Annotated in this window: 1 protein-coding gene (only partly in view); it reads right to left on the bottom strand. The window is 72.4% G+C overall.

Going from position 1 to position 25,230, the window contains the following annotated elements:
* Positions 1-25,230, bottom strand: partial view of a type I polyketide synthase gene (locus AB0F13_RS17130; protein WP_362082080.1) — the 5' portion only. Its footprint begins 3,288 nt before the window's first position; the window shows 25,230 of its 28,518 coding nt (coding positions 1-25,230); the start codon lies at positions 25,228-25,230; its stop codon lies beyond the left edge, outside the window.

The following is a 25,230-nucleotide window of genomic DNA, read 5'->3' as shown; positions in this document are numbered from 1 at the left end:
GTGCCCGCCGACGAGCGCCGTCAGACCCTTGAGCAGCTCCTCGCGGTCGCTCGCCAGGACCGTGGCCCGGTGCTCGAAGTCGGAGCGGGACGTGGCCAGGGAGTAGGCAAGGTCGGTGACTGCCAGGCCGGGGTGTGCGGTCACGTACGACAGCAGCTGTCCCGCCTGGGCCCGCACCGCGTCCGGTGCCACGGCGGACAGCGAAACCGGCGTCGGAAGGGGCGCGTGCCGTTCGCCGTTCCCGGCGGGCTCCGCATGCTCCCCGCCCACCGGCGCTTGTTCGACAATCACATGCGAGTTGGTGCCGCTGGCACCGAAGGCCGAGATTCCGGCCCGGCGCGGACGGCCGGTCTCCGGCCATTCCGCTTCGTCGGTCAGCAGCTCGACGGCACCGGCCGACCAGTCGACGTGCGTCGACGGCTGGTCGATGTGCAGCGTCCTCGGCAGTACGCCGTGCCGCATCGCCATGACCATCTTGATGACACCGGCGACGCCCGCCGCTGCCTGCGTGTGACCGATGTTCGACTTGACGGATCCCAGCAGGAGGGGCCTTTCACGGTCCCGGCCGTAGGTGGACAGGAGCGCCTGGGCCTCGATCGGGTCACCAAGAGTGGTGCCGGTGCCGTGTGCCTCCACCGCGTCCACGTCGACAGGTGACAGGCCGGCGTTGGCCAGGGCCCGCCGGATCACCCGCTGTTGCGAAGGGCCGTTGGGGGCGGTGATGCCGTTGGACGCGCCGTCCTGGTTGATGGCCGAACCGCGCAGTACGGCCAGTACCTGGTGGCCGAGGCGCTGTGCGTCCGAGAGCCGTTCGACGACGAGGATGCCCACACCCTCGGACCAGCCCGTTCCGTCGGCGGCGTCCGAGAACGCCTTGCACCGGCCGTCGGGCGAAAGGGCGCCCATCTCGCCGAACTCGACGAACGTCACCGGTGTGGACATCACCGTCACACCACCGGTGAGGGCCACGGAGCACTCTCCCGAGCGCAGCGCCTGAGCAGCCAGGTGCAGGGCCACCAGGGAGGAGGAGCACGCCGTGTCCACGGTCACCGACGGACCCTCCAGGCCGAGGGTGTAGGACAGCCGTCCGGAGAGGAGGCTGGCCGACTGCGCGGTCTGGGCGTGACCGATGTGCCCGGCGTCCGGACGGTAGTCGCCGCTGCCGCCACCGATGAACACACCGGTGTCACCGCCGCGCAGCGCGGCCGGGTCGATCCCGGCTCGCTCGAGCGCCTCCCACGCGGCCTCGAGGACGATGCGCTGCTGCGGGTCCATGACCATCGCCTCGCGCGGCGAGATCCCGAAGAAGCCGGGGTCGAAGTCCGCCGCGTCGTACAGGAAGCCGCCCTGCTGGGTGCGGGTGCGGCCCCGGCCGTCCCGGTCGCCGCGGGTCAGCCGGTCGAGGTCCCAGCCGCGGTCGGCGGGGAAGCCGTCGATGACGTCCACTCCCCCGCTCACCAACTGCCACAGGTCCTCGGGCGACCGGACGCCGCCCGGGTAGCGGCAGCTCATGCCGACGATCACGATCGGGTCGTCGGCGACGGCCCGGTCCTGGGTGAGCGGGCCGGACGTCGCGGCCTGCTCGTCCCGCTCGCCGAGGAGTTCGGCTCGCAGGTGGTCCGCCAGCAGGGCGGGGGTCGGGTAGTCAAAGACGAGCGTGGCGGGCAGGCTCAGCCCGGTAACGGCCGCGAGCTGGTTGCGGAGATCGACGGCGGTGAGCGAGTCGAATCCCAGGTCCCGGAAGGCCTGTCCGGACGGGACGGCGTCGGCACCCGCGTACCCCAGGACCGCCGCTACTTCGGTACCGACCAGGGTCAGCAGCAGCTCTGTGCGGTCGGCTGCGGAGAGCGTGAGCAGCTCGCCCCGCAGCGTGGAGGCGGTCGTCGCCTTGCCCTGCTCGCCCACCTCGGTATCCGCAACGGCCTGCCGGGCCTCGGGCAGCTCAGCGAAGAGGGAACTGCGCCGGGAGCGGGTGAAGGCCGGCGCGAACCGGTCCCACGCCACATCGGCCACGGTCACCGCTGTTTCGCCGTCACCGGTGGCCCGGCCGAGCGCGGCCATGGCCCGCTCGGGATCCATGGCGGGCAGTCCGTTGGCCCGCAGATGTGCGGCCAGGCCGTCCTGGGCGGAGTCCGCCCAGGCGCCCCAGGCGACCGACAGGGCCCGCCCGCCGTGTGCGCGGCGCTGCTGGGCCACGGCGTCCAGGTAGGCGCTCGCCGCGGCCCCGGCGCCCTGGCCGCTGATGCCCCAGACGCCCGAGATCGACGAGAACAGCACGAACGCGTCGAGCTGCTGCTCGCCGAGCACCGTTTCCAGGCTCTCGACGTCCGCGTGCACCGCGGACAGGAACGCGTGGGGCTCCTGCGGCGTGGAGCCGTCGAGCGGCTCCCTGCTCTCGCCCGTGTGGACCACCGCCGTCAGCGGGAACCGTTCGGGAACCGAGGCCAGTGCCGCCGACAGCGCGTCGCGGTCGGCCACCTCGCAGGTGGCCAGGGTGAGTTCGACGCCCAGCCCGGCCAGCTCGGCTCGCAGCCGGGTGGCGCCCGTCCCGGCGGGCTCGTCCTTGCCGAGCAGCAACACGTGTTCGGCGCCACGGCCGGCGAGCCAGCGGGCCACATGGCCGCCGAAGCCCGTCGCCCGGCCGGTGACCAGCACCGTGCCGGCCGGTCGCCAGGGGGTGGCGGCCCGGTCGACGGAGACGCGGACCAGTCGGCGCGCGAAGGCTCCGGAGGGCCGCAGGGCGACCTGGTCCTCACCGTGCGAGCCGGACACGATGCCGCGGAACCGGTCGGCCGACCGCCGGTCGAGCACCTCCGGGGCGTCGATCAAGCCGCCCCACCTCGTCGGGTGGTCCAGCGCGGCGACCCGGCCGAGCCCCCAGACCGCCGCCTGTGCCGCGTTCTTCAGGACTTCCGAACGTCCAACCGACACCGCGCCGCGGGTGAGGCACCACAGGGGGGCGTCGATTCCGGCGTCGGCCAATACCCGCAAAGTGGCATCAGGCCAGGCCAGACCGGTCGGCAGACTCTGATCCCCGAGTGCGGTCGGCGTGCCGGCGGTGGCGAGCAGGGAGATGACGCCCGCGTAGGCCGTGTCGTGGGTGGCGAGCCGCTCGACGAGACCTGTGCCATCAGCCACATCGGCTTCGACACACACCGTGTCGGCGCCGACCGCCCCGACCACGGCGGAGAACCACGCGTCCTGTGCCTGTCCTGCGGGGACCAGCACCAGCCACGTGCCCGAGGGGGTACCCGTGACCGTCCCGGTCAAGGGTTTCCAGCTCACCCGGTACCGCCAGCCGTCCACGACGGACGACTCGTTCCGCTTGTGGCGCCACGCGGACAGCGCCGGCACCAGGGCCGACAGAGACACATCGTCCAGGCCCAGCGTGGACGACAGCGACTCCAGGTCCTCTCGCTCCACCGCCGACCAGAACTCGGCGTCCACGGCATCCGGCGCACCGGCAACACCCTGTGCAGCCGCGCTCTCCGGCCAGTACCACTCGCGCTGGAAGGCATAAGTCGGCAGGTCGACACGGCGGGCACCCGTGCCGGTGAACAGGGCCGGCCAGTCGACGCCGACGCCCACGACGTGCAGCCGGGCGAGAGCGGTGAGGAGAGCGGTCTCCTCCGGGCGGTCCTTGCGCAGGGCCGGAACGACAACGGTGCCACGCTGACTGCCGTTGTCCAGCGTCTGCTGGGCCATCGCGGTGAGCACACCATCGGGGCCCAGCTCCAGGAACGCCGACACACCGGCCTCGGTGAGCGCCTTCACACCATCGGCGAAACGGACGGTCTCACGAACATGACGGACCCAGTACTCGGGGCTGCAGACGAGTTCGGCAGTCGCCTGTTCACCGGTGACGTTCGAGATGAGCGGGATCTGCGGGGCCGAGAAGGTCAGTGCGGACGCGACCTTGCGGAACTCCTCCAGCATCGGATCCATCAACGGCGAGTGGAAAGCGTGGCTGACCGACAACCGCTGCGTCTTACGACCCTCCACCGCGAAAGCCTCGGCAATCCCCACCACCGCGGCCTCGTCACCCGCGATGACCACCGAAGTCGGACCGTTGACCGCCGCAATCGACACACTCTCGACCAGACGGTCGGACACCTCATCCTCACCGGCCTGCACGGCAACCATCGCCCCACCGGCAGGCAACGCCTGCATCAACCGCGCCCGAGCCGCCACCAGCGCGCACGCATCATCCAACGACAACACCCCGGAAACGTGCGCCGCCGCGATCTCACCAATGGAATGGCCCGCCACGAAGTCCGGGCGCACGCCCCACGACTCCACCAGACGGAACAACGCGACCTCGACGGCGAACAGCGCCGGCTGCGTGAACCCGGTCTCGTTCAGCAGCTCCTCGTCACCGAACATCACCTCCCGCAGCGGACGGTCCAACTCGATGTCGAAGCGCGCCAGCACCGCATCCAGTGCCTCCGCGAAGACGGGGAACCGGCCGTACAACTCACGGCCCATCCCCACCCGCTGCGAACCCTGACCCGAGAACAGGAACGCCGACTTGCCGGCCACCGCGTCGGTGAGGCCGCGCGCGATCTCCGAGGCTGCGCTTCCCTCGCCTTCGGCCAGGAGCACCGCTCGGTGCGCGAACGTCGACCTGCCGGTGGCCAGGGCGTACCCGACGTCGACGGTGGAGAGGCCCGGCTCCGCCGCCACGAACGACGTGAGCCGTTCGATCTGTTCCCGCAGCGCCTCCGGGGTCTTGCCGGAGATCAGCCACGGCACCACGCCCGGCACGGTGACCGGCTTCGTCTCCTGCGCTTCCGCGGCTTCGGCAGCCGGCGGTGCCTGTTCGACGATGACGTGCGCGTTCGTGCCGCTGACGCCGAAGGCGGACACACCGGCCCGGCGCGGTCGTCCCGTCTCCGGCCACGCCTGCTGCTCCTGGACGAGCGAGACCGCGCCGTCCGACCAGTCGACGTGCGAGGACGGGGCATCGACGTGCAGGGTCCTGGGCAGTGTGCCGTGCCGCATGGCCATGACCATCTTGATGATGCCGGCGACGCCCGCCGCGGCCTGGGTGTGGCCCAGGTTCGACTTCACCGCTCCGAGGAGCAGCGGCCGTTCACGGTCGCGGCCGTATGCCGCGATGAGGGCTTGGGCCTCGATGGGGTCGCCCAGGGTGGTGCCCGTGCCGTGCGCCTCCACGGCGTCGATGTCCGCGGGTGCCAGGCCGGCGTCGGCCAGGGCCTGGCGGATCACGCGCTGTTGTGCGCGTCCGTTGGGGGCGGTCAGGCCGTTCGATGCGCCGTCCTGGTTGACCGCAGCTCCGCGCACGATGCCGAGGACGTGGTGTCCGTTGCGGCGGGCGTCGGAGAGCCGTTCCAGTACGAGCATGCCCGCGCCCTCGGACCAGGCGGTGCCGTCAGCCGTGTCCGCGAACGCCTTGCACCGGCCGTCGGGAGCGAGTCCGCCCTGCGCCGTGAACTCCACGAAGGCGTCGGGGCTGGACATCACCGTGACGCCACCGGCGAGTACGAGCGTGCACTCGCCGCTGCGCAGGGCCCGTGAGGCCATGTGCAGGGCCACGAGAGAGGAGGAGCAGGCGGTGTCGACGGTCACCGCTGGGCCTTCCAGGCCCAGTGTGTAGGACAGTCGTCCGGACATGATGCTCGCCGTATTGCCGGTGGCGACGTGTCCCTGGACGTCGGCGGTGCCCCTGCGCAGTACGGAGGTGTAGTCCTGGCCGTTGGTGCCGACGAAGACACCGGTCTGGCTGCCGCGCAGTGCGGAGGGATCGATGCCGGCGCGTTCCAGCGCCTCCCATGTGGTTTCGAGCAGCAGTCGCTGCTGCGGGTCCATGGCGATCGCCTCGCGCGGTGAGATCCCGAAGAATCCGGCGTCGAAGCGGCCGACGCCCTCCAGGAAGCCGCCTTCGAGGGTGGCTGAGTTGCCCCGGGAGAGGGTGTCCAGATCCCAGCCGCGGTCGGCCGGGAATCCGGAGATCGCGTCCTCTCCCCGGGACAGCAGTCGCCACAGGTCCTCTGGGGTTTCCACGCGGCCGGGGAAGCGGCAGCCCATGCCGACGATCGCGATGGGGTCGTCGTCCACGGCTCGTACGGCCTGGGCCGGGGTGTCCTGTTCCGGCATCGAGCCGAGGAGCTCGGTGAGGAGGTGTTCGGACAGGACGAGCGGGGTGGGGTAGTCGTAGACGAGGGTGGCCGGCAGACGCAGGCCGGTCGTCGCGGTGAGTGCGTTGCGCAGTTCGACGGTGGTCAGCGAGTCGAAGCCGAGGTCGCTGAAGGCCTGATCGGCACCGATGTTGTTGGCGTCGGAGTGGCCGAGGACCGCTGCGACGTGGGTGCGCAGGAGGTCCAGAACAAAGCGTGAGCGTGCCGCTTCTGACAGACCGCTCAGCCGCTGCCGCAGTACCGGCTCCTGCATGGCCGGGCCGTCCGTGCCGCCGCCGGCTGTGGTGAGGGCGTGACGCACTTCGGGCAGGTCACCGACGAGGGGGTTCGGGCGGAGTGCGGCGAACACCGCGGCGAAGCGGTCCCAGTCGATGTCGGCCACGGTCAGTGCCGTGTCGTCGTATTCGATGGCGTGCTGGAGTGCGGAGAGGGCGAGTTGAGGCGTCATGGGAGCGAAGCCGCCGCGGCGTACGCGGCTTTCGACGCCCTCTCCGTCGGCGGCCATGCCTGCTTCGGCCCAGGGCCCCCAGGCGATGGAGGTCGCGGGCAGGCCGTGCGTCCGCCGGTGTTCCGCGAAGGCGTCGAGGAACGCGTTGGCGGCGGCGTAGTTACCCTGTCCGGCGGCGCCGAGGGCGCCCGCTGTGGAGGAGAACAGGACGAAGGCGGTCAAGCCGAGGTCCTGAGTCAGTTCGTGCAGGTTCACCGTCGAGGTGATCTTCGCGCGCAGTACGGCGGAGAACTTCTGCGGTGTCAGGGTGTCGACGACTCCGTCGTCGACCACGCCGGCGGTGTGGATGACCGTGGTGAGCGGGTGTTCTTCGGGCACGCCGGCCAGGACGGCCGTGAGAGCGTCGCGGTCCGCGGTGTCACAGGTGGCGAGAGTGACCTTGGTGCCGAGTTCGGTGAGCTCGGTGCGGAGCTCTTCGGCGCCCGGTGCCTCGGGGCCCCGGCGGCTGACGAGCAGCAGGTGTTCGGCGCCGCGGCCGGCCAGCCATCGTGCGACGTGGCCGCCCAGGCCGCCGGTGCCGCCGGTGATGAGCACGGTGCCGGTGGGGGTGAACTCGCCAGGAGCGGGGGTCTCACCGACGGGGTGGTGGATCAGGCGGCGTACGAAGGTCCCGGAGGGCCGGACGGCGACCTGGTCCTCGCCGCCGGTGCCCGCGAGCACGCCCGCCAGGCGGCGGACGGTGGTCTCGTCGAGTGCCGCCGGAAGGTCGACCAGGCCGCCCCAGCGCTGCGGCTGCTCCAGCCCGACGACCCGGCCCAGGCCCCATACTGCCGACTGTGCCGGTGCGGTGAGCTGTTCCGATCGGCCGACCGTCACGGCCTCACGGGTCACGCACCACAGGGGCGCGTCGATGCCGGCGTCGCCCAGGGCCTGCACGGCTGCTGCCGTGAGCAGCAGGCCCGCGGGGACGTCGGGCTCCGTGGCCGAGGCGTCTTCGTGCAGGGCGAGCAGCGACAGTACGCCGGCGAGATCGGTGCCGGATACGGCCAGTTCGCGCAGGCGGTGGGCCAGGGCGTCCCGGTCGTGATCGGCGACCTCGATGCGGATAGTGGCGGTGCCCAGGCCGTCGACGACGGAGCCGGTCCACTCCTGGTCGGCCGTGCCGGCGGAAGTGAGGACCAGCCAGGTCCCCGCGGGGGGTGCTGTCGGCGCGCCGGTGAGGGGCTTCCAGACGGCCCGGTAGCGCCAGCTGTCGACGGTGGACTGTGCGCGGCGCCGGCGGCGCCAGGAGGACAGTGCGGGCACCATGGCGGTGAGCGTGTCGTCGTCGAGTTCGAGGGAGGAGCCCAGCGACGTCAGGTCGGCTCGTTCGACCGCCGACCAGAACTCCGCGTCCACCGGGTCGGCCGGGGCAGGCGCCGTCGCGGACCCGGCGATGGCCTCCGGCCAGTAGCGCTGCCGCTCGAACGGGTAGGTCGGCAGGTCGACGTGGCGCGCGCTGCTGCCGGCGAACACGCCGTTCCAGTCCACCCGCGCCCCGTTTGCGTACAGCCGTGCGAGGGCGGTCGTAACAGCCGGGACCTCGGGTCGTTCCCGGCGCAGTGCCGGGACTCCGACGATCTTCGAATCGTCACCGAGGGTCTCCCGCGCGGCGCCGGAGAGGACGCCGTCGGGGCCGAGTTCGAGGAAGCTGCTCATGCCCTGGCCGGCGAGCCACTCGACGGCGTCGGCGAACCGGACCGTGCCGCGGACCTGTCCGACCCAGTACTCCGGGGAGCACAGCTGCTCCGTCGTGGAGAGCTCGCCGGTGACGGTGGAGACGAACGCGACTGTCGGAGGCCGGTAGGTCACCCCTGCGGCGACGCGGGCGAAGTCCTCGAGCATGGCGTCCATGTGCGGTGAGTGGAAGGCATGGCTGACCCGCAGTCGCCTGGTCCTGCGCCCGTCGGCCTCGAAGCGGGCGGCGACGGCCTGGACCGCGTCCTCGTCGCCCGCGACGACCAGCGACGCCGGCCCGTTGATGACCGCGATGGAGACGCGGTCCTCCTGCCCTGCCAGCAGCGGCAGGACCTCGCTCTCGCTCGCCTCCAGCGCGACCATGGCTCCGCCGGCGGGCAGCCGGGCCATCAGCCGGCCGCGTGCCGCGACCAAGGTGCAGGCGTCCTCCAGGGAGAGCACGCCCGCGGCGTGCGCGGCGGCGAACTCGCCGATGGAGTGGCCGGTGACGTAGTCGGGGCGCAGTCCCCACGACTCGACGAGGCGGAACAGCGCCACTTCGAGCGCGAAGAGCGCGGGCTGGGTGTAGCCGGTGTCGTCGAGCAGTTCCGCCTCGGGGGCGCCCGGTTCGGCGAACAGGACGTCGCGCACGGGGCGGTCGAGCTCGGTGTCGAGGCAGGCCAGTACGGAGTCCAGGGCGTCGGCGTACACGGGGAACCGGTCGTAGAGCTCGCGGCCCATGCGCGGCCGCTGGCTGCCCTGGCCGGTGAACAGGAAGGCCAGCCTTCCACGGCCGGTGCGGCCGGTGACGACAGCGCTGTCGGGCATGCCGTCGCGCAGGGCTTCGAGGGCTCGTACGAGCGTGTCGCGCCCGTCGGTGACCACTGCCGCCCGGTGGTCCAGGCTCGCCCTGGTGGTGGCCAGCGAGCGGGCCAGGTCGGGGAGCGGTAGTCCGGGCCGTTCTTCGACGAGCGACAGCAGCCGCCCGGCCTGTGCCCGCAGCGCCGCTTCCGTCCGCGCGGAGAGCACCAGGGGTACGGTGCCGGGCTCGGCGGGGGCTTCCGGCGCCGGGTCCGCTTGTGCGGCGGGCGGCTCGGGGGCCTGTTCCAGAACGGTGTGGACGTTGGTGCCGCTGAGGCCGAAGGAGGAGACACCGGCGCGGCGCGGTCGGCCGGTCTCGGGCCACTCGCTGTGCTCGGTCAGCAGCCGGATGGCGCCGGAGGCCCAGTCGACGTGCGAGGAGGGCTCGTCGATGTGCAGGGTCTGCGGGACGGTTCCGTGGCGCATGGCCATGACCATCTTGATGACGCTGGCGACGCCGGACGCCATCTGGGTGTGACCGATGTTGGATTTGACCGAGCCCAGCAGCAGGGGCCGTTCCCGGTCCTGGCCGTAGGTGGCCAGCAGGGCCTGGGCCTCGATGGGGTCGCCCAGCTTGGTGCCGGTGCCGTGGCCGTCCACGACGTCGACGTCGGCGGCTGAGACGCCCGCGTTGGCGAGGGCCTGGCGGATCACCCGTTGCTGCGAGGGGCCGTTGGGGGCGGTCAGTCCGTTGGACGCGCCGTCCTGGTTGACGGCGCTGCCCCGGACGACAGCCAGCACGCGGTGGCCGTTGCGCAGGGCGTCGGAGAGCCGCTCGACGAGTACCAGGCCGACGCCTTCGGCGAGGCTCATGCCGTCGGCGGCCTCGGAGTACGCCTTGCAGCGGCCGTCGGCCGCCATGGCGCGCTGGCGGCTGAAGCCGACGAACGCGTTGGGCGTGGCCATGATGCTCACGCCGCCGGCCAGGGCGAGGGAGCTTTCGCCGTTGCGCAGCGACTGGCACGCCAGGTGCAGGGCGACCAGCGACGACGAGCAGGCGGTGTCGAGGGTGACCGCCGGGCCTTCCAGGCCGAAGGTGTAGGACAGCCGGCCGGACAGGACGCTGGAGATGGTGCCGGTGATCAGGTGTCCCTCGGCGCCTTCGGGGCCCGCCCCGCCGGAGGTGTAGTCCTGGTAGCTCGCTCCGATGAAGGTGCCGGTCAGACTGGAACGGAGGGAGGCGGGGTCGATGCCTGCCCGCTCCAGGGCCTCCCAGGCGGTCTCGAGCAGCAGGCGCTGCTGCGGGTCCATCGCGAGCGCCTCTCGGGGCGAGATGCCGAAGAATCCGGCGTCGAAGTCCGCCACGTCGTGCAGGAATCCGCCGCGCGTGGAGTACGTCTTGCCGGGCCGGTCGGGGTCCGGGTCGTACAGGCCGTCGGTGTCCCAGCCGCGGTCCAGGGGGAACTCGGTGATGGCGTCGCCGCCCGCGGCGACGAGGTCCCACAGTTCTTCGGGTGAGCTGATGCCGCCCGGGTAGCGGCAGCTCATCCCGATGATGGCGATGGGCTCATCGCTTGCCGACGTGCTGACCGGTGCCGAGGTCTCGACGCGCGCACCCGCCATCTGGCCGCGCAGGTACTCCACGAGCGCGAGCGGGTTCGGATAGTCGAACACCATGGTGCTCGGCAGGGCCAGCCCGGTCACGGTGGACAGCCGGTTTCGCAGGTCCACCGCGGTAAGGGAGTCGAAGCCCACGTCGCGGAAGGCCCGCTGTTCGGACAGGACGTCGGGCGAGGCGTGGCCGAGAACAGTCGATGCTTCCGCACGGACCAGGTCCAGCAGGGCCCGGTCCTGCTCGACGGGGGGCAGGGCCAGGAGCCGGGCGACGAACTCGCTGTTCGAGGCGGGGGCGGTGCTCTCCTCCTCCAGCCGCTGGACGTCGGGGACGTCCTCGAACAGGGATGTGGGCCGTCCGGAGGTGAAGACCGGGTAGTAGCGCTCCCAGTCGATGTCGGCGATCGACAGCACGCTCTCGTCGTGGTCGAGTGCCTGCCGCAGCCCGGCCAGGGCAAGTTTCGGCTCCATGAACACCAGGCCGCTCCGGCGGATCTGGCTGGGGTCGACCCGGCCGAGCTTGATGTCGTCGGCCCAGATGCCCCACGATACGGACGTCGCACACGCCCCACGGGCTCGGCGGTTCTCGGCCAGTGCGTTGAGGTAGGCGTTGGCGGCGACGTAGGCCGCGTGCGCTCCGCTTCCCCACATGCCGGCGGTGGAGGAGTACAGGACGAAGGCGTCGAGCTGGTCGTCGTCGAGGAGTTCGTCGAGATGCCTCGCACCTTGGACCTTGGCGTCGACGACCTTGGCGAAGGCGTCGAGTCCGGTCTCCGCGAGTGGCGCCAGTTCGATGACGGCGGCGGTGTGGACCACGGTGCGTACGGTGTGCCCGTCGGCCTTCAGTCGGTCGAGGAGACCGGCGACCGCGTCCTTGTCCGTCAGGTCGCAGGCGACGACGGTGGCTTCGCAGCCCTGCTCGGTGAGCTGTTCGACGAGTTCGGTCGCGCCGGGGGCGTCCATGCCCCGGCGGCTGGTCAGGACGATGTGTCCGGCGCCCTGCTCGACGAGCCAGCGCGCCAGGTGGGGTGCCAGCGTTCCGGTGCCTCCGGTGACCAGGGTGGTGCCTCGCGGCGACCAGCTGCGTGCCGGGGCGGAGTCGGCGGACGCGGCGCGCACGACGCGCCGGGCGAGCACGCCGGAGGGGCGGATGGCCAGCTGGTCCTCGCCGGTGCGGCCCGAGAGGACGGCTGCAAGCCGCTCACCGGCGCGCCGGTCGAGCTGCTCGGGCAGGTCCACCAGCCCGCCCCAGCGCTGCGGGTGTTCCAGGGCCGCAGTCCAGCCCAGGCCGAGGATCTGTGCCTGGACGGGACGGGTCAGCCGGTCCGAGCGCCCGGTGGAGACGGCGCCCCGGGTCAGGCACCACAGGGGCGCGCCGATGCAGGCGTCTCCGAGGGCCTGGACGAGCGTGACGCTCAGGGCTAGCCCGTGGGCCAGCTCGGGGTGTCGCTCGCCGGGGGCTTCGGCGTCCGCCAGCAGCGATACCACGCCCGCGAGCTCTGCGGTGTCCTCGGCGGCGAGGTCAGCCAGGCGCGTGGTCAGGGTGGCCCGGTCGAGGCAGGAGTCGTCAAGGACCAGGCGGTGGATGCGGGCTCCGTGCGCGGTCAGGGTGGATTCGACGTCGTCCCCGGCGAGGCCCTCGGCCGTGACGAGCAGCCAGGTGCCCGCCAGCGCTGCCGTGGGCAGGGCACTGAGCGGCTTCCAGGTGGCGCGGTAGCGCCAGGAGTCCACGGTGGTGCGGTCACGGCGGCGACGGCGCCAGTCGGACAGGGCCGGGAGCACGGGAGCCAGGGAGGTCCCGTCGACGCGCAGGCTGGAGGCCAGCGATTCGACGTCCTCCTGCTCGACGGCGGCCCAGAACTCGCTGTCCGCGGGGTCCGCTCCGTTCTGCGACTGCGGCTTCGCGGGAATGGCCCACAGGTGCTCGCGCTGGAAGGCGTACGTGGGGAGGGCCACTCGCTGCGTGTCGCTGCCGGCGAAGACCCGCGTCCAGTCCGTGTGCACGCCCCGGACGAAGGCTTCGGCGAGGGAGGTCAGGAAGCGGTCGGTGCCGCCCTGGTCGCGCCGGAGGGTGCCGAGCACCGCGGCCCGGGCGCCGACGTCCTCCACGGTCGCCTGGACGCCCATGGTCAGCACGGGGTGGGAGCTGACCTCGATGAACACCCGGTGTTCCTGGCCGAGCAGCTCCCGGATCGCGGGCTCGAACCGCACGGTCTGCCGCAGGTTGCGGTACCAGTAGCCGGCGTCGAGGGCGGTGGTGTCCAGCCAGTCGCCCGTCACCGTCGAGAAGAACGGCACCTGAGCGGACTGCGGCCTGACCGGTGCGAGGGTCGTCAGCAGTTCGTCACGCAGCAGTTCCACCTGGGCGGAGTGCGAGGCGTAGTCCACGGCGATCCGCCGTGCCCGGACGCCCTCGGCGGTCAGCGCGGCCATCAGGGTCTCCAGCGGCTGCGGTGCGCCGGAGACCACGACGGCCCCGGGGCCGTTGACGGCGGCGATGGAGATCTCGCCGTCGAAGGCGCGCAGGCGCTCCTCGACCACGGCCACCGGCAGCGGGACCGACACCATGCCGCCGGATCCGGCCAGGACGCGGGCGATGGCCTGGCTGCGCAGTGCCACTACGCGCGCGGCGTCCTCCAGCGTCAGCGCTCCGGCGACGGCGGCCGCGGCGATCTCGCCCTGCGAGTGGCCGACCACGGCGTCCGGGCGGACGCCGTAGGAGCGCCACAGCTCGGCCAGCGACACCATCACGGCGAACGAGGCGGGCTGTACGACGTCGACACGGTCCAGGGAGGGGGCACCCTCGGCCTGGCGGAGGACGTCGACGAGCGACCAGTCGACGAATGCCGACAGCGCCGCCGCGCACTCGTGCAGGCGCTCGGCGAAGACCGGGGACTCCTCCAGCAGGCGTGCGCCCATTCCCAGCCACTGGGAGCCCTGGCCGGGGAACACAAAAACGATCTTGCCGTCGGCGTCGGCCGTGCCGTGGACGGCTGCCCCCGACGACTCGCCGGCAGCCAGGGCACGCAGCTCGCCCAGCAGCTCACCGGTGCCGTTGCCGATGACCACGGCGCGGTGGTCGAACACCGTGCGGGAGGTCACGAGGGCGTGGCCGACGTCGGCCGGGCGGGTCTGCGGGGCGGCCTCGAGGTGAGCGGCGAGGTTGGCGGCCTGGGCGCGCAGAGCACCCGGCGTCCGCGCGGACAGCATCCACGGGACGGCGCCGTCCGGCGCCGCCTCCGCGGCGGGGGCCGCCTCCTGCTGCCGCGGTGCCTCTTCGAGGACCGCGTGGGCGTTGGTACCGCTGATGCCGAAGGAGGAGACCGCGCAGCGGCGTGGCCGCTCGCCCTCCTGCCATGCGATGTGCTCGGTCAGCAGGGACACGGTGCCCGGCGTCCAGTCGATGTGGGAGGACGGCTCCTCGGCGTGCAGGGTGCGCGGCAGCGTGCCGTGGCGCATCGCCATGACCATCTTGATCACACCGGCGACGCCTGCCGCCGACTGGGTGTGGCCGATGTTGGACTTGACGGAGCCCAGCAGGAGTGGGTGGTCCGCGTCGCGGTCCTGGCCGTAGGTGGCCTGGAGGGCCTGGGCCTCGATGGGGTCACCGAGCGCGGTGCCGGTGCCGTGCGCCTCCACGACGTCGATGTCGGCGGTGGAGAGGCCGGAGTTGGTCAGGGCCTGCCGGATGACGCGCTGCTGCGAGGGGCCGTTGGGGGCGGTGAGCCCGTTCGAGGCACCGTCCTGGTTGATGGCCGAGCCGCGCACGACGGCGAGGATGTCGTGGCCGTTGCGGCGGGCGTCGGAGAGGCGCTCCAGGACGAGGATGCCCACGCCTTCGGCCAGCGTCATGCCGTCGGCGGCTTCGGAGAAGGCCTTGCAACGGCCGTCCTGAGCGAGTGCCCGCTGCCGGCTGAAAGCGATGAAGGGAGCCGGATTCGTCATGACGGTCGCGCCGCCGGCCAGGGCGAGGGAACTCTCGCCGTTGCGCAGCGACTGGCACGCCAGGTGCAGCGCGACCAACGACGAGGAGCACGCCGTGTCCACGGTGACCGCCGGGCCTTCCAGCCCGAACAGGTAGGCCAGGCGCCCGGACAGGACGCTGGGGCTGGTGCCGGTGACCGCGTGGCCGGCGGAGCTGTCGTCGAGGCCGAGCCCGTACTCCTGGTAGGTCGATCCGATGAAGGTGCCGGTCAGGCTGCCGTGGACCGAGGCGGGGTCGATGCCCGCCTGCTCGAACGCCTCCCAGGTGGTCTCCAGCAGCAGTCGCTGCTGGGGGTCCATCGACAGTGCCTCGCGGGGAGAGATGCCGAAGAAGCCGGCGTCGAACTCGCCCGCGTCGTGCAGGAAGCCGCCCAGCGTGGAGTACGTCTTGCCGGGCTGGTCGGGGTCCGGGTCGTACAGGTCCGTGCCGTCCCAGCCGCGGTTGACGGGGAAGTCGCTGATGGCGTCCACGCCTTCGGACACCAGCTCCCAGAACTGCTGGGGGGAGCGCACACCGCCGGGGAAGCGGCAGCTCATGCCCACGATCGCGATCGGCTCGTCGAACGCGCCGGCCGGGGCGGCCGCCGGAGCGGACACCTGGTCGCCGACGCCCAGGAGCTGGGTGCGCAGGTACTTCGCCAGGGCGATGGGGGTCGGGTAGTCGAAGGCCAGCGTGCTCGGCAAAGCCAGTCCGGTCACCGTGGCGAGCCTCTTGCGGAGCTCCACCGCGGTGAGCGAGTCGAAGCCCGCCTCGCGGAAGGCGCGCCGCTCGGTCACGCCCTCGATGGAGGCGTGACCGAGCACCACGGCGGCCTCGGTGCGTACGAGGTCGACGAGCAGCCGGTGCTGATCGGCCTCGCTCAGGCCGCGGAGCCGTCCGGCGAATACGGAGGTGGCACGGTCGCCGTCCTGCCTGCTGGGCTGTTCAAGTGCGCGTACTTCGGCCAGTTCGTCGAAGAGGACGCTGGGCCGAGAGGAGGTGAAGACGGGGTGGTACCGCTCCCAGTCGACGTCGGCGACGGTCACCGTCACGTCGCGCTGGACGACCGCACGGCGCAGTTCGGCGATGGCGGCCCGGGGTGCGAGGAAGCGCAGACCGCGGCGCAGCAGGTTGTCCGCGATGGCTTCGTGCGTGGCCATGCCGGCTTCGGCCCAGGGGCCCCATGCCACGGAGGTCGCGGCCAGACCGCGCGCCGAGCGGTGCTCGGCGAGGGCGTCGAGGTAGGCGTTGGCCGCGCCGTAGGCGCTCTGGCCCGCGCTGCCCCACACTCCCGCGATCGAGGAGAAGAGGACGAAGAAGTCCAGGTCGTGCTCGCCCAGCAGGGCGTCCAGGTGGGCGGCGCCCAGCATCTTGGCAGCCATCATGCCGGTGACGTCGGCCAGGGACGTCTCGACGAGGGGCGCTGCCTGGCCGACGCCCGCGGCGTGAACGACACCGGTCAGCGGCAGGTCGGCCGGGATGCCGGCCAGTACCCCGGCCAGCTGGTCCCGGTCCGCGGCGTCGCAGGCCACGAGGGAGACGCGGGCGCCCAGGTCCTCGAGCTCTGCGCGCAGTTCGGGCGCGCCGGGGGCGGCGGGGCCCCGGCGGCTGGTCAGGACGAGGTGTTCGGCTCCGCTGTGGGCGAGCCAGCGGGCGACCTCGGCTCCGAGGCCGCCGGTGCCGCCGGTGACAAGGACGGTTCCGGTGGTGGTGAAGTCCTCGGCCTGGGGCAGCTCGCGGACGGCGTGGCGGACGAGCCGCCGGCCGAGCGCACCGGTGGCGCGGATCGCGATCTGATCCTCGCCGGTCCGGGCGGCGAGGGCGCTGACCAGCTGCTGGACGGCCGGTGAGTCGAGGACGGGGGGCAGGTCGAGCAGTCCGCTCCACGGCTGGGGGTGTTCCAGCGCGGCGATCCGTCCCAGGCCCCATGCGGCGGCCTGGACGGGGTTGGTCAGCGGGTCGGCGGGGCCGGTGGAGACGGCGCCGCGGGTCACAGTCCACATGGGGGCGGACAGGTCGCTGTCGGCCAGTGCTTGGGTCAGGGCGACGCTCAGGGCGAAGCCGGTGGGCAGCCCGTCCTCCAGCGGGCCCGGCCGGTCGGCCAGCGGGAGCAGGGACACGATCCCGGAGACGTTGCCGACGGCTTGGAGCCGGGCCGCGATCTCGGGGCGTTCCCGGCAGGATTCGTCCAGGACCAGTCGCTCGAACTGGGCTCCGTGGCCGCGCAGGGCGTCCAGGATGCCGTCGGCGTCGGTCCCGTCGGTGGTGACGGCCAGCCAGGTACCGTCGAGCACGGGTGCCGCGTTGGCCCGGACGGGCTTCCACTCCACGCGGTAGCGCGCCGCGTCCAACAGCGACTTCTCGTGGCGGTGCTGTCGCCAGGACGACAGGGCCGGGAGCAGGGCGTAGAGCGAGGCGTGCTGTTCGTCGCGCAGCCCGAGGAGCCTGGCGAGCTCGCCGGCGTCACCGCGCTCGACCGCGCCCCACAGCTCGGCGTCCGCCGGGTCGGTGGCCGGCTGAGTGCCGGGGGTACCGGTGTGCTCGGGCCAGTAGCGTTCGTGCTGGAAGGCGTAGGTGGGCAGCTCGACGGGGCGCGCCGCAGCGTCGGCGAAGAACGCGGACCAGTCGATGGTGATGCCGCGTACGTGAAGGCGGCCGAGTGCCGCGACGATCGCCTCTTCCTCCGAGCGGTCGGTGCGCAGCAGCGGGGCGAGGTCGGCATCGCAGTCGTCGCCCAGGGTGTCCTGGGCGAGTGCGGACAGGACGCCATCGGGTCCGAGTTCGAGGAAGGTGGCGGCGCCGGAGCCCTGCGCGGTGCGTACGCCATCGGCGAACCGGACCGTGCGGCGAACGTGTTCGACCCAGTAGCCGGGGGAGCACAGCTCTTCGTCGGTGGCGAACCTCCCGGTCACGTTGGACACGATCGGGATGGCCGGTGCCGTGAAGCTGATGGTCTCGACGACGGCACGGAAGTCGTCGAGCATGGGCTCCATGTGCGGCGAGTGGAAGGCGTGGCTCACCCGTAGTCGCCTGGTCTTGCGCCCCCGTTCCTCGAAGTGGGCGGCGATCTCCGCGGTCGCTGCCTCGTCGCCGGCGATGACGACGGCGGTCGGGCCGTTGAGGGCGGCGAGGGAGACCTCGCTCTCACGGCCGGCGAGCAGGGGGGTGATCTCGTCCTCGGTGGCCTGAAGGGAGATCATCGCCCCGCCGGCCGGCAGGGCCTGCATCAGCCGGGCCCGGGCGGCCACGAGCCTGGCCGCGTCGGGCAGGGACAGCACGCCGGCCGCGTGTGCGGCGGCGATCTCCCCGATGGAGTGGCCCAGCAGGTGGTCGGGGCGTACGCCCCAGGAGCGCAGCAGCCGGTAGAGGGCGACCTCGACGGCGAACAGTGCGGGCTGGGTCCAGCCGGTCTCGCCCAGCAGCTCCGCCTCGGGGCTGTGTGCGTCGGCGAAGAGGACGTCCTTCAGGGGGCGGTCCAGGAGCGGGTCCAGCTCGGCCGCGACCGCGTCGAGGGCTTGTGCGAAAACGGGGAAGCGGGCGTGGAGTTCGCGACCCATGCCGGGCCGCTGGCTGCCCTGTCCGGCGAACAGCAGTGCCAGCTTGCCGGCGCCTCCCGTCTCGCCTTCGGTCAGCGCCGGGTCGGGGCGGTCGGTGGCCAGGGCGGTCAGGGCCCGCAGGAGGTCGTCCCTGTCACCGGCGACGACGGCCCGCTGTTCGAACGCGGAGCGTGTCGTGGCGAGCGAGAGGCCGACGTCGGCGAGGTCCAGGTCCGGCTGGGCGTCCACGAAGGACCGCAGCCGGGCGGCCTGTTCGCGGAGTGCGGCACGGCTTTTTCCGGAGAGCGTCCAGGGCACCACGGACGTCGTAGGCCGGTCCTGTTCGGGCTCGGATGAGGTGCCGGCTGCCTGCTCGATGATCACGTGGGCGTTGGTGCCGCTGATGCCGAAGGACGACACACCGGCCCGGCGCGGCCGGCCGGCGTCCGGCCAGGACGTTTCCTCGGTGAGCAGCTCCACCGCTCCCGCGGTCCAGTCCACGTGCGATGACGGCCGGTGTGCGTGCAGAGTGCGCGGAAGGACGCCGTGACGCATGGCCATGACCATCTTGATGACGCCCGCGACGCCCGCCGCCGCCTGGGTGTGGCCGATGTTCGACTTGATCGAGCCGAGCAGCAGCGGACGGTCGGCGTCACGTTCCTGGCCGTAGGTCGCCAGCAGGGCCTGGGCCTCGATGGGGTCGCCCAGGGCGGTGCCGGTGCCGTGCGCCTCCACGACGTCGACGTCGGTGACGGACAGCCCGGCACCGGCAAGGGCCTGGCGGATGACGCGCTGCTGGGAGGGGCCGTTGGGAGCGGTGAGTCCGTTCGAGGCACCGTCCTGGTTGACGGCGGAGCCCCGCACCACGGCCAGGACACGGTGGCCGTTGCGCCGCGCGTCGGAGAGCCGTTCGAGGACGAGGACACCGACGCCCTCGGACCAGCCGACGCCGTCGGCGCTGTCCGAGAACGCCTTGCACCGGCCGTCCGGGGACAGGCCGCGCTGGCGGGAGAACTCGATCAGGGAGGTGGGGGTCGACATCACCGTGACGCCGCCGGCCAGGGCCAGCGAGCACTCGCCGGCCCGCAGGGCCTGCATCGCCCAGTGCATCGCGACCAGCGACGAGGAGCACGCGGTGTCGACGGTGACCGCGGGACCCTCCAGGCCGAGCGCGTAGGAGACGCGGCCGGAGGCGATGCTCGGCGAGGTGCCGCTTCCTTGATAGCCCTCGAACTGACCGCCGGCCAGGGTCGCGGCGTAGTCGTTGTACATGACGCCGGCGAAGACGCCCGTCTGGCTGCCCCGCAGTGACACCGGGTCGATGCCGGAGCGCTCGATGGCTTCCCAGGACGCCTCCAGCAGCAGCCGCTGCTGCGAGTCGGTGGCCAGGGCCTCGCGGGGGCTCATGCCGAAGAAGGCCGGGTCGAACTGTGCAGCGTCGTGCAGGAAGCCGCCGAAGCGGGTGTAGGTGGTGCCGAGGTGATCGGGGTCCGGATCGTAGAGCGCGTCAAGGTTCCAGCCGCGGTCGACGGGGAATCCCGAGATGGCGTCGGTGCCTTCGCTGACGAGCCGCCACAGGTCCTCGGGGGAGGCGACTCCGCCCGGGTAGCGGCAGCTCATGCCGACGATGACGATCGGGTCGTGGTCGGTGACGGCGCGGGGGGCGGTGACGGCGACGGCTGCTTCGGAACCCATCAGTTCACCGAGCACGTGCCCGGCCAGTGCCGTGACCGTCGGATAGTCGAAGATCACTGTGGCGGCGGTGCGCAGGCCGGTCACGGCGCTCAGGCGGTTACGCAGCTCCACGGCGGTGAGGGAGTCGAAGCCCAGCTCCTGGAAGGGCCGTGCCGGATCGACGTCGGCCGAGCTCGTGTGGCCGAGCACCGCGACGACATGAGCACGTACGAGCTCGAGCACCGCTTCCGCGCGGTCCGCCTCGTCCAGCCGGGACAGGCGCTGGACCAGGCCGACCGCCGCTTCCGAACCCGACAGCACCGAGCGCCGGGCCGGGGTGCGGATGAGGCCGCGCAGCAGGGGCGGCACATCGCCCTGGGCGCGCAGCACCGGCAGGTTCAGCCGGACCGGCAGCAGAACGGCTGCACCGGTCATGACCGCGGCGTCGAACAGCGCGATGCCCTGCTCTTCGGAGAGCGCGGGCGTGCCCATCCGGGCCAGTCGCTCCAGCTCCGCCCCCGAAAGTCCGCCGGTCATCCCGCCGGAGGGGGCCCACGGGCCCCAGCCGAGGGACAGGCCCGGCAGCCCGCCGCCGCGTCGCAGCTGGGCGACCGCGTCGACGAAGGCGTTGGCGGCAGCGTAGTTGCCCTGGCCCGGTGCACCGATGGTGCCGGACAGGGAGGAGAAGATGACGAACGCGGCCAGGTCCAGCCCGTCGGTGGCCTGGTGCAGGTTCCATACGGCGTCGGCCTTGGGCCGCAGTACCGCGTCGATCCGCTCGGGGGTGAGGGATTCGATCAGGCCGTCGTCGAGAGTGCCGGCGCTGTGCACCACTGCCGTGAGGGGGTGTCCGGCCGGAACGGTGGCGAGCAGCCGCTCGACGGCGTCCGGGTCGGCGAGGTCGCACGCCTCGACGTGGACCTGGGCGCCGTGCCCGGTCAGTTCGGCAACCAGCTGTTCGGCGCCTTCGGCGGCGCTGCCCCGGCGGCTGGCGAGCAGCAGGTGCCGCACGCCGCGTTCGGTGACCAGGTGCCGGGCCAGCGCGCTGCCGAGCCCGCCGGTGCCGCCGGTGATCAGCACCGTGCCGTCGGGGTTCCACGCCGTGGCGTCCGGGTCGGGGGCCACGCGTGCGCGCGCCAGGCGTGCGCCGAGGACAACGCCGCCCCTGACGGCCGCCTGCGGCTCGGCGAGGCCCAGGGCATGCGGCGGCAGGGTGGCACGGGACGCGCCGGGCTCGAGGTCGAGCAGCCCGAAACGGCCGGGGTGTTCCGTCTGGGCGGAGCGCACCAGTCCCCAGACGGCGGCAGCCGCCGGATCGATGACGCACTCGTCCCCTGCGGCGACCGCGCCCCGGGTGACGAAGACCAGCCGGGACTCCGCGTAGCGCTCATCGGCCAGCCAGGTCTGTACCAGCTCCAGGGCCGTGGAGGTCAGCTCATGAGCCGAGGCGATGACTCCCCTGTCCCTGTCACCGGTGACAGGGACGAGCACAGCGGCGGGGAGGGCGGAGTCGCCGTCCGTCGCGTGCTCCAGGGCGCGCACGGGCAGGCCTTCGTCGGTCAGAGTCCCGATGAGGCCGAAGGGGTCCGTTCCGAGGACGCCGACGGAACCGGGCAGCGCGGAGTGGCCGCGAAGCCGGGTCCAGCGCAGCTCGAACAACGAGTCCCGCGCCAGCGGTGCGGAGTTGCCCATCCGTTCGTCCGGCTGTGCGCGCAGGACGAGCGAGCCCACCGAGGCGACGAGGCCACCGGCGGTGTCGGTGACGGTGAGGGACACGGCGTCGTCGCCGGCCGGGGACAGCTTCACCCGCACCGTGGCCGCTCCGCCCGCGTGCAGGGTGACGTCCTGCCACGAGAAGGGCAGGCCGCCGCGTACGTGCTCGCCGAGGTCGACGAAGGCCGACGCGTGCAGTGTGGCGTCCAGCAGGGCCGGGTGGATGCCGAAGGCGCCGGCGTCGGAGCCCGCGCTCTCGGGCAGGGCCACCTCGGCGAAGACATCCTCGCCAAGGCGCCAGGCGGCGCGCAGGCCCTGGAACATGGGACCGTAGGCGAATCCCGTCCCGGCGAGCCGGTCGTAGAAGCCGTCCAGTTCCACCGGCTGCGCGTCCGCCGGCGGCCATGAGGTGGCGTCGAAGTCGGTGTGCTGCTCACCGGAGGCCAGGACGCCTGCGGCGTGCTGGCTCCACGGCTGCTCCTCGGCCCCGTCGGGGCGCGAGTGGAGGCTCAGGGTACGGCGGCCGGACTCGTCGGGACTGCCGACCCACACCTGCACCTGGACGCCGCCCTGCTCGGGCAGGATCAGCGGTGCGGCCAGGGTGAGCTCCTCCACCCGGTCGCAGCCGACCTCGTCGCCGGCGCGAATGGCCAGCTCCAGGAAGGCGGTGGCCGGGAGCAGTACCGCGCCATGCACGGCGTGCTCGGCGAGCCAGGGATGTGTCTGCACCGACAGCCGGCCGGTCAGCAGCAGGCCGTCAGAATTGGCCAGTGAAACGGCCGCCGCCAGCAGCGGGTGGTGGGCCGCGCCCAGGCCGGCGGCGCGGACGTCCCCGGCCTGGGTGAGAACGCCCTTGGGCCAGAAGCGGCGCCGCTGGAAGGCGTACGTCGGCAGGTCGGCGTGCTGTGCGCCGGTGCCGGCGAAGTACTGCTCCCACTGCAGGGGGACGCCTCGTACGTGCAGGCCGGCGGCGGCCGCCGTGACGGTGTCGGTCTCGGGGCGGCCAGGCCGCAGCATGGGCAGGGCCGCTGAGATCTCGTGCGTGCTGCCGTCGATGTCGTCCAGGCAGGCGCGGGTCATCGCGGACAGGACGCCGTCGGGGCCGAGTTCGAGGAAGGTGCCGGTGCCGTGGCCGGTCAGCCAGGCGATGGCGTCCGCGAACCGGACGGCCTCTCGGGCGTGGTCCACCCAGTATCCGGCGGAGGTCAGCTGCTCGACGGTGGCGAGGGTACCGGTCAGGTTGGACACGACCGGGATGACAGGTGCTTGCGGCGTGAGGCCCGCCAGCACGTCCCGGAACTCGTCGAGCATGGGTGCCATGAGCGGGGAGTGGAAGGCGTGGGAGACCCGCAGTCGCTTGGCCTTGCGGCCCTGCGCGGTGAAGTGCTCCTCGATGACGGACACTTCACCGGCATCACCGGCGACGACGACGGCTTCCGGGCCGTTGACGGCCGCGATCGAGACGCGGTCCCTGCGGCTCTCGAGCAGGGGAAGGACCTCGGTCTCGGTCGCCTGGAGCGAGACCATCGCGCCGCCGGCGGGCAGCGCCTGCATCAGGCGGCCGCGGGCTGCGATCAGGGTTGCGGCGTCAGCCAGCGAGAACACACCGGCCACGTGTGCGGCGGCGATCTCACCGATCGAGTGCCCGGCGAGGAAGTCGGGTTTGACGCCCCACGATTCGACCAGCCGGTAGAGGGCGACCTCGATCGCGAACAGCGCCGGCTGGGCGTAGCCCGTCTCGTTCAGCAGCTGCGCTTCGGGCGAACCCTCGGTGGCGAACAGCACGTCCCGCAGGGGCCGGTCGAGGCTGGCGTCGAGGTGGGCCAGTACCTCGTCGAAAGCCCGGGCGAACACGGGGAATCGGGCATGCAGTTCGCGCCCCATGCTAAGCCGCTGCGAACCCTGGCCCGCGAACAGGAAAGCCACCTTGGACCGGCCCTGTGCGCTGCCCTGAAGAAGGCCCGGGGCAAGGTCGCCGGTGGCCAGCGCGGTGAGGCCGGCGACGGCACCGTCGCGGTCGGCCGCCGTCACGGCCGCGCGGTGCTCGAATCCCGAGCGGGTCGTCGCGAGGGAGAAGGCGACATCCACAGGGCCGAGTGCGGGGCGGGACTCGATGAAGTCCAGCAGGCGTGCCGCCTGGGCGCGCAGGGCCTCCCGGGTCCGGCCGGACACCAGCCAGGGCAGGGTCCCCGGGGCGACCGGCTCGGTTGTCGGCACCGGGCCGGCGTCGGCGCCGTCCTCAGGGGCCTCCGGCGCCTCCGCAGGCGGGGCCTCCTCCAGGATCGTGTGCGCGTTGGTGCCGCTGAGGCCGAAGGACGAGATACCAGCGCGGCGCGGATCTTCCCGCTCCGGCCACGGCACCGGCTCGGTGAGCAGACGCACGGCACCCGCCGTCCAGTCGACGTGGGTGGACGGCTCGTCGACGTGCAGGGTCTTGGGCAGTACCCCCTGTCGCATGGCCATCACCATTTTGATGACGCCGGCCATTCCGGCCGCTGCCTGGGTGTGGCTGATGTTGGACTTGACCGACCCGAGGAGCAGCGGGCGGTCCTCGGTACGGTGACGGCCGTAGGTTGCCAGCAGCGCCTGTGCTTCGACCGGGTCGCCCAGGGTCGTGCCGGTGCCGTGGGCTTCCACCACGTCGATCTCATCGGCCGAGAGCCGGGCGTTGACCAGCGCTTGTTCGATCACCCGCTGCTGCGAGGGGCCGTTAGGTGCGGTCAGGCCGTTCGACGCGCCGTCCTGGTTGACCGCGGAGCCCCGTACCACGGCGAGGATCTTGTGCCCGTTGCGGCGGGCTTCCGACAACCGTTCCAGCACGAGGACACCCACGCCCTCGGACCAGCCGGTGCCGTTGGCGGAGTCGGCGAACGAACGGCAGTGCCCGTCGGCCGCCAGTCCGCCCTGGCGGCTGAACTCCACGAAGGTGGTGGGGCTCGACATCACGGTGACGCCCGCGGCCAGCGCGAGCGAGCACTCACCGGCACGCAGGGAGTGCGCGGCCAGGTGGAGTGCCACGAGGGAGGAGGAACAGGCGGTGTCGACGGTCACGGCGGGACCCACGGCGCCGAAGAAGTACGACAGCCGGCCCGAGAGGATGCTGGTGGCGTTTCCGGTCAGGGTGAAGCCCTGGACATCGTCGTCCGGGCCCACCCGGTAGTCCTGGGGCATGGCGCCGACGAACACGCCGGTCTTGGTGCCGCGGACTGCGGCCGGGTCGATGCCCGCCCGCTCGAAGGCCTCCCAGGAGGACTCAAGGAGGACGCGTTGCTGAGGATCCATGGACAGCGCCTCGCGCGGCGAGATCCCGAAGAAGCCGGCATCGAACTCCGCCGCGTCGTGCAGGAAGCCGCCCGAGAAGGACTCGTCGGTGCCGAGTTCCCAGCCGCGGTCGTCGGGGAAGCCGGTGATGCCGTCCTCGCCGTTGGCGAGCATGGTCCAGAGCTCTTCCGGGCTGGTCACGCCTCCCGGGAAGCGGCAGCTCATGCCCACGATCGCGATCGGCTCGCTGGCGGCCGTCTCGAGCTCGTTCACCCGCTGCCGGGAACGCCGGAGGTCGGCACTCGCCCGCTTGAGGTAGTCCCGGAGCTTCTGTTCCTTGTCCAT

It is taken from the genome of Streptomyces sp. NPDC026206 (genome assembly GCF_040638465.1).
GTDB lineage: Bacteria > Actinomycetota > Actinomycetes > Streptomycetales > Streptomycetaceae > Streptomyces.
The sequence above is the reverse complement of the archived record's forward strand: the minus strand, read 5'-3'. Positions and strand labels throughout refer to the sequence as shown.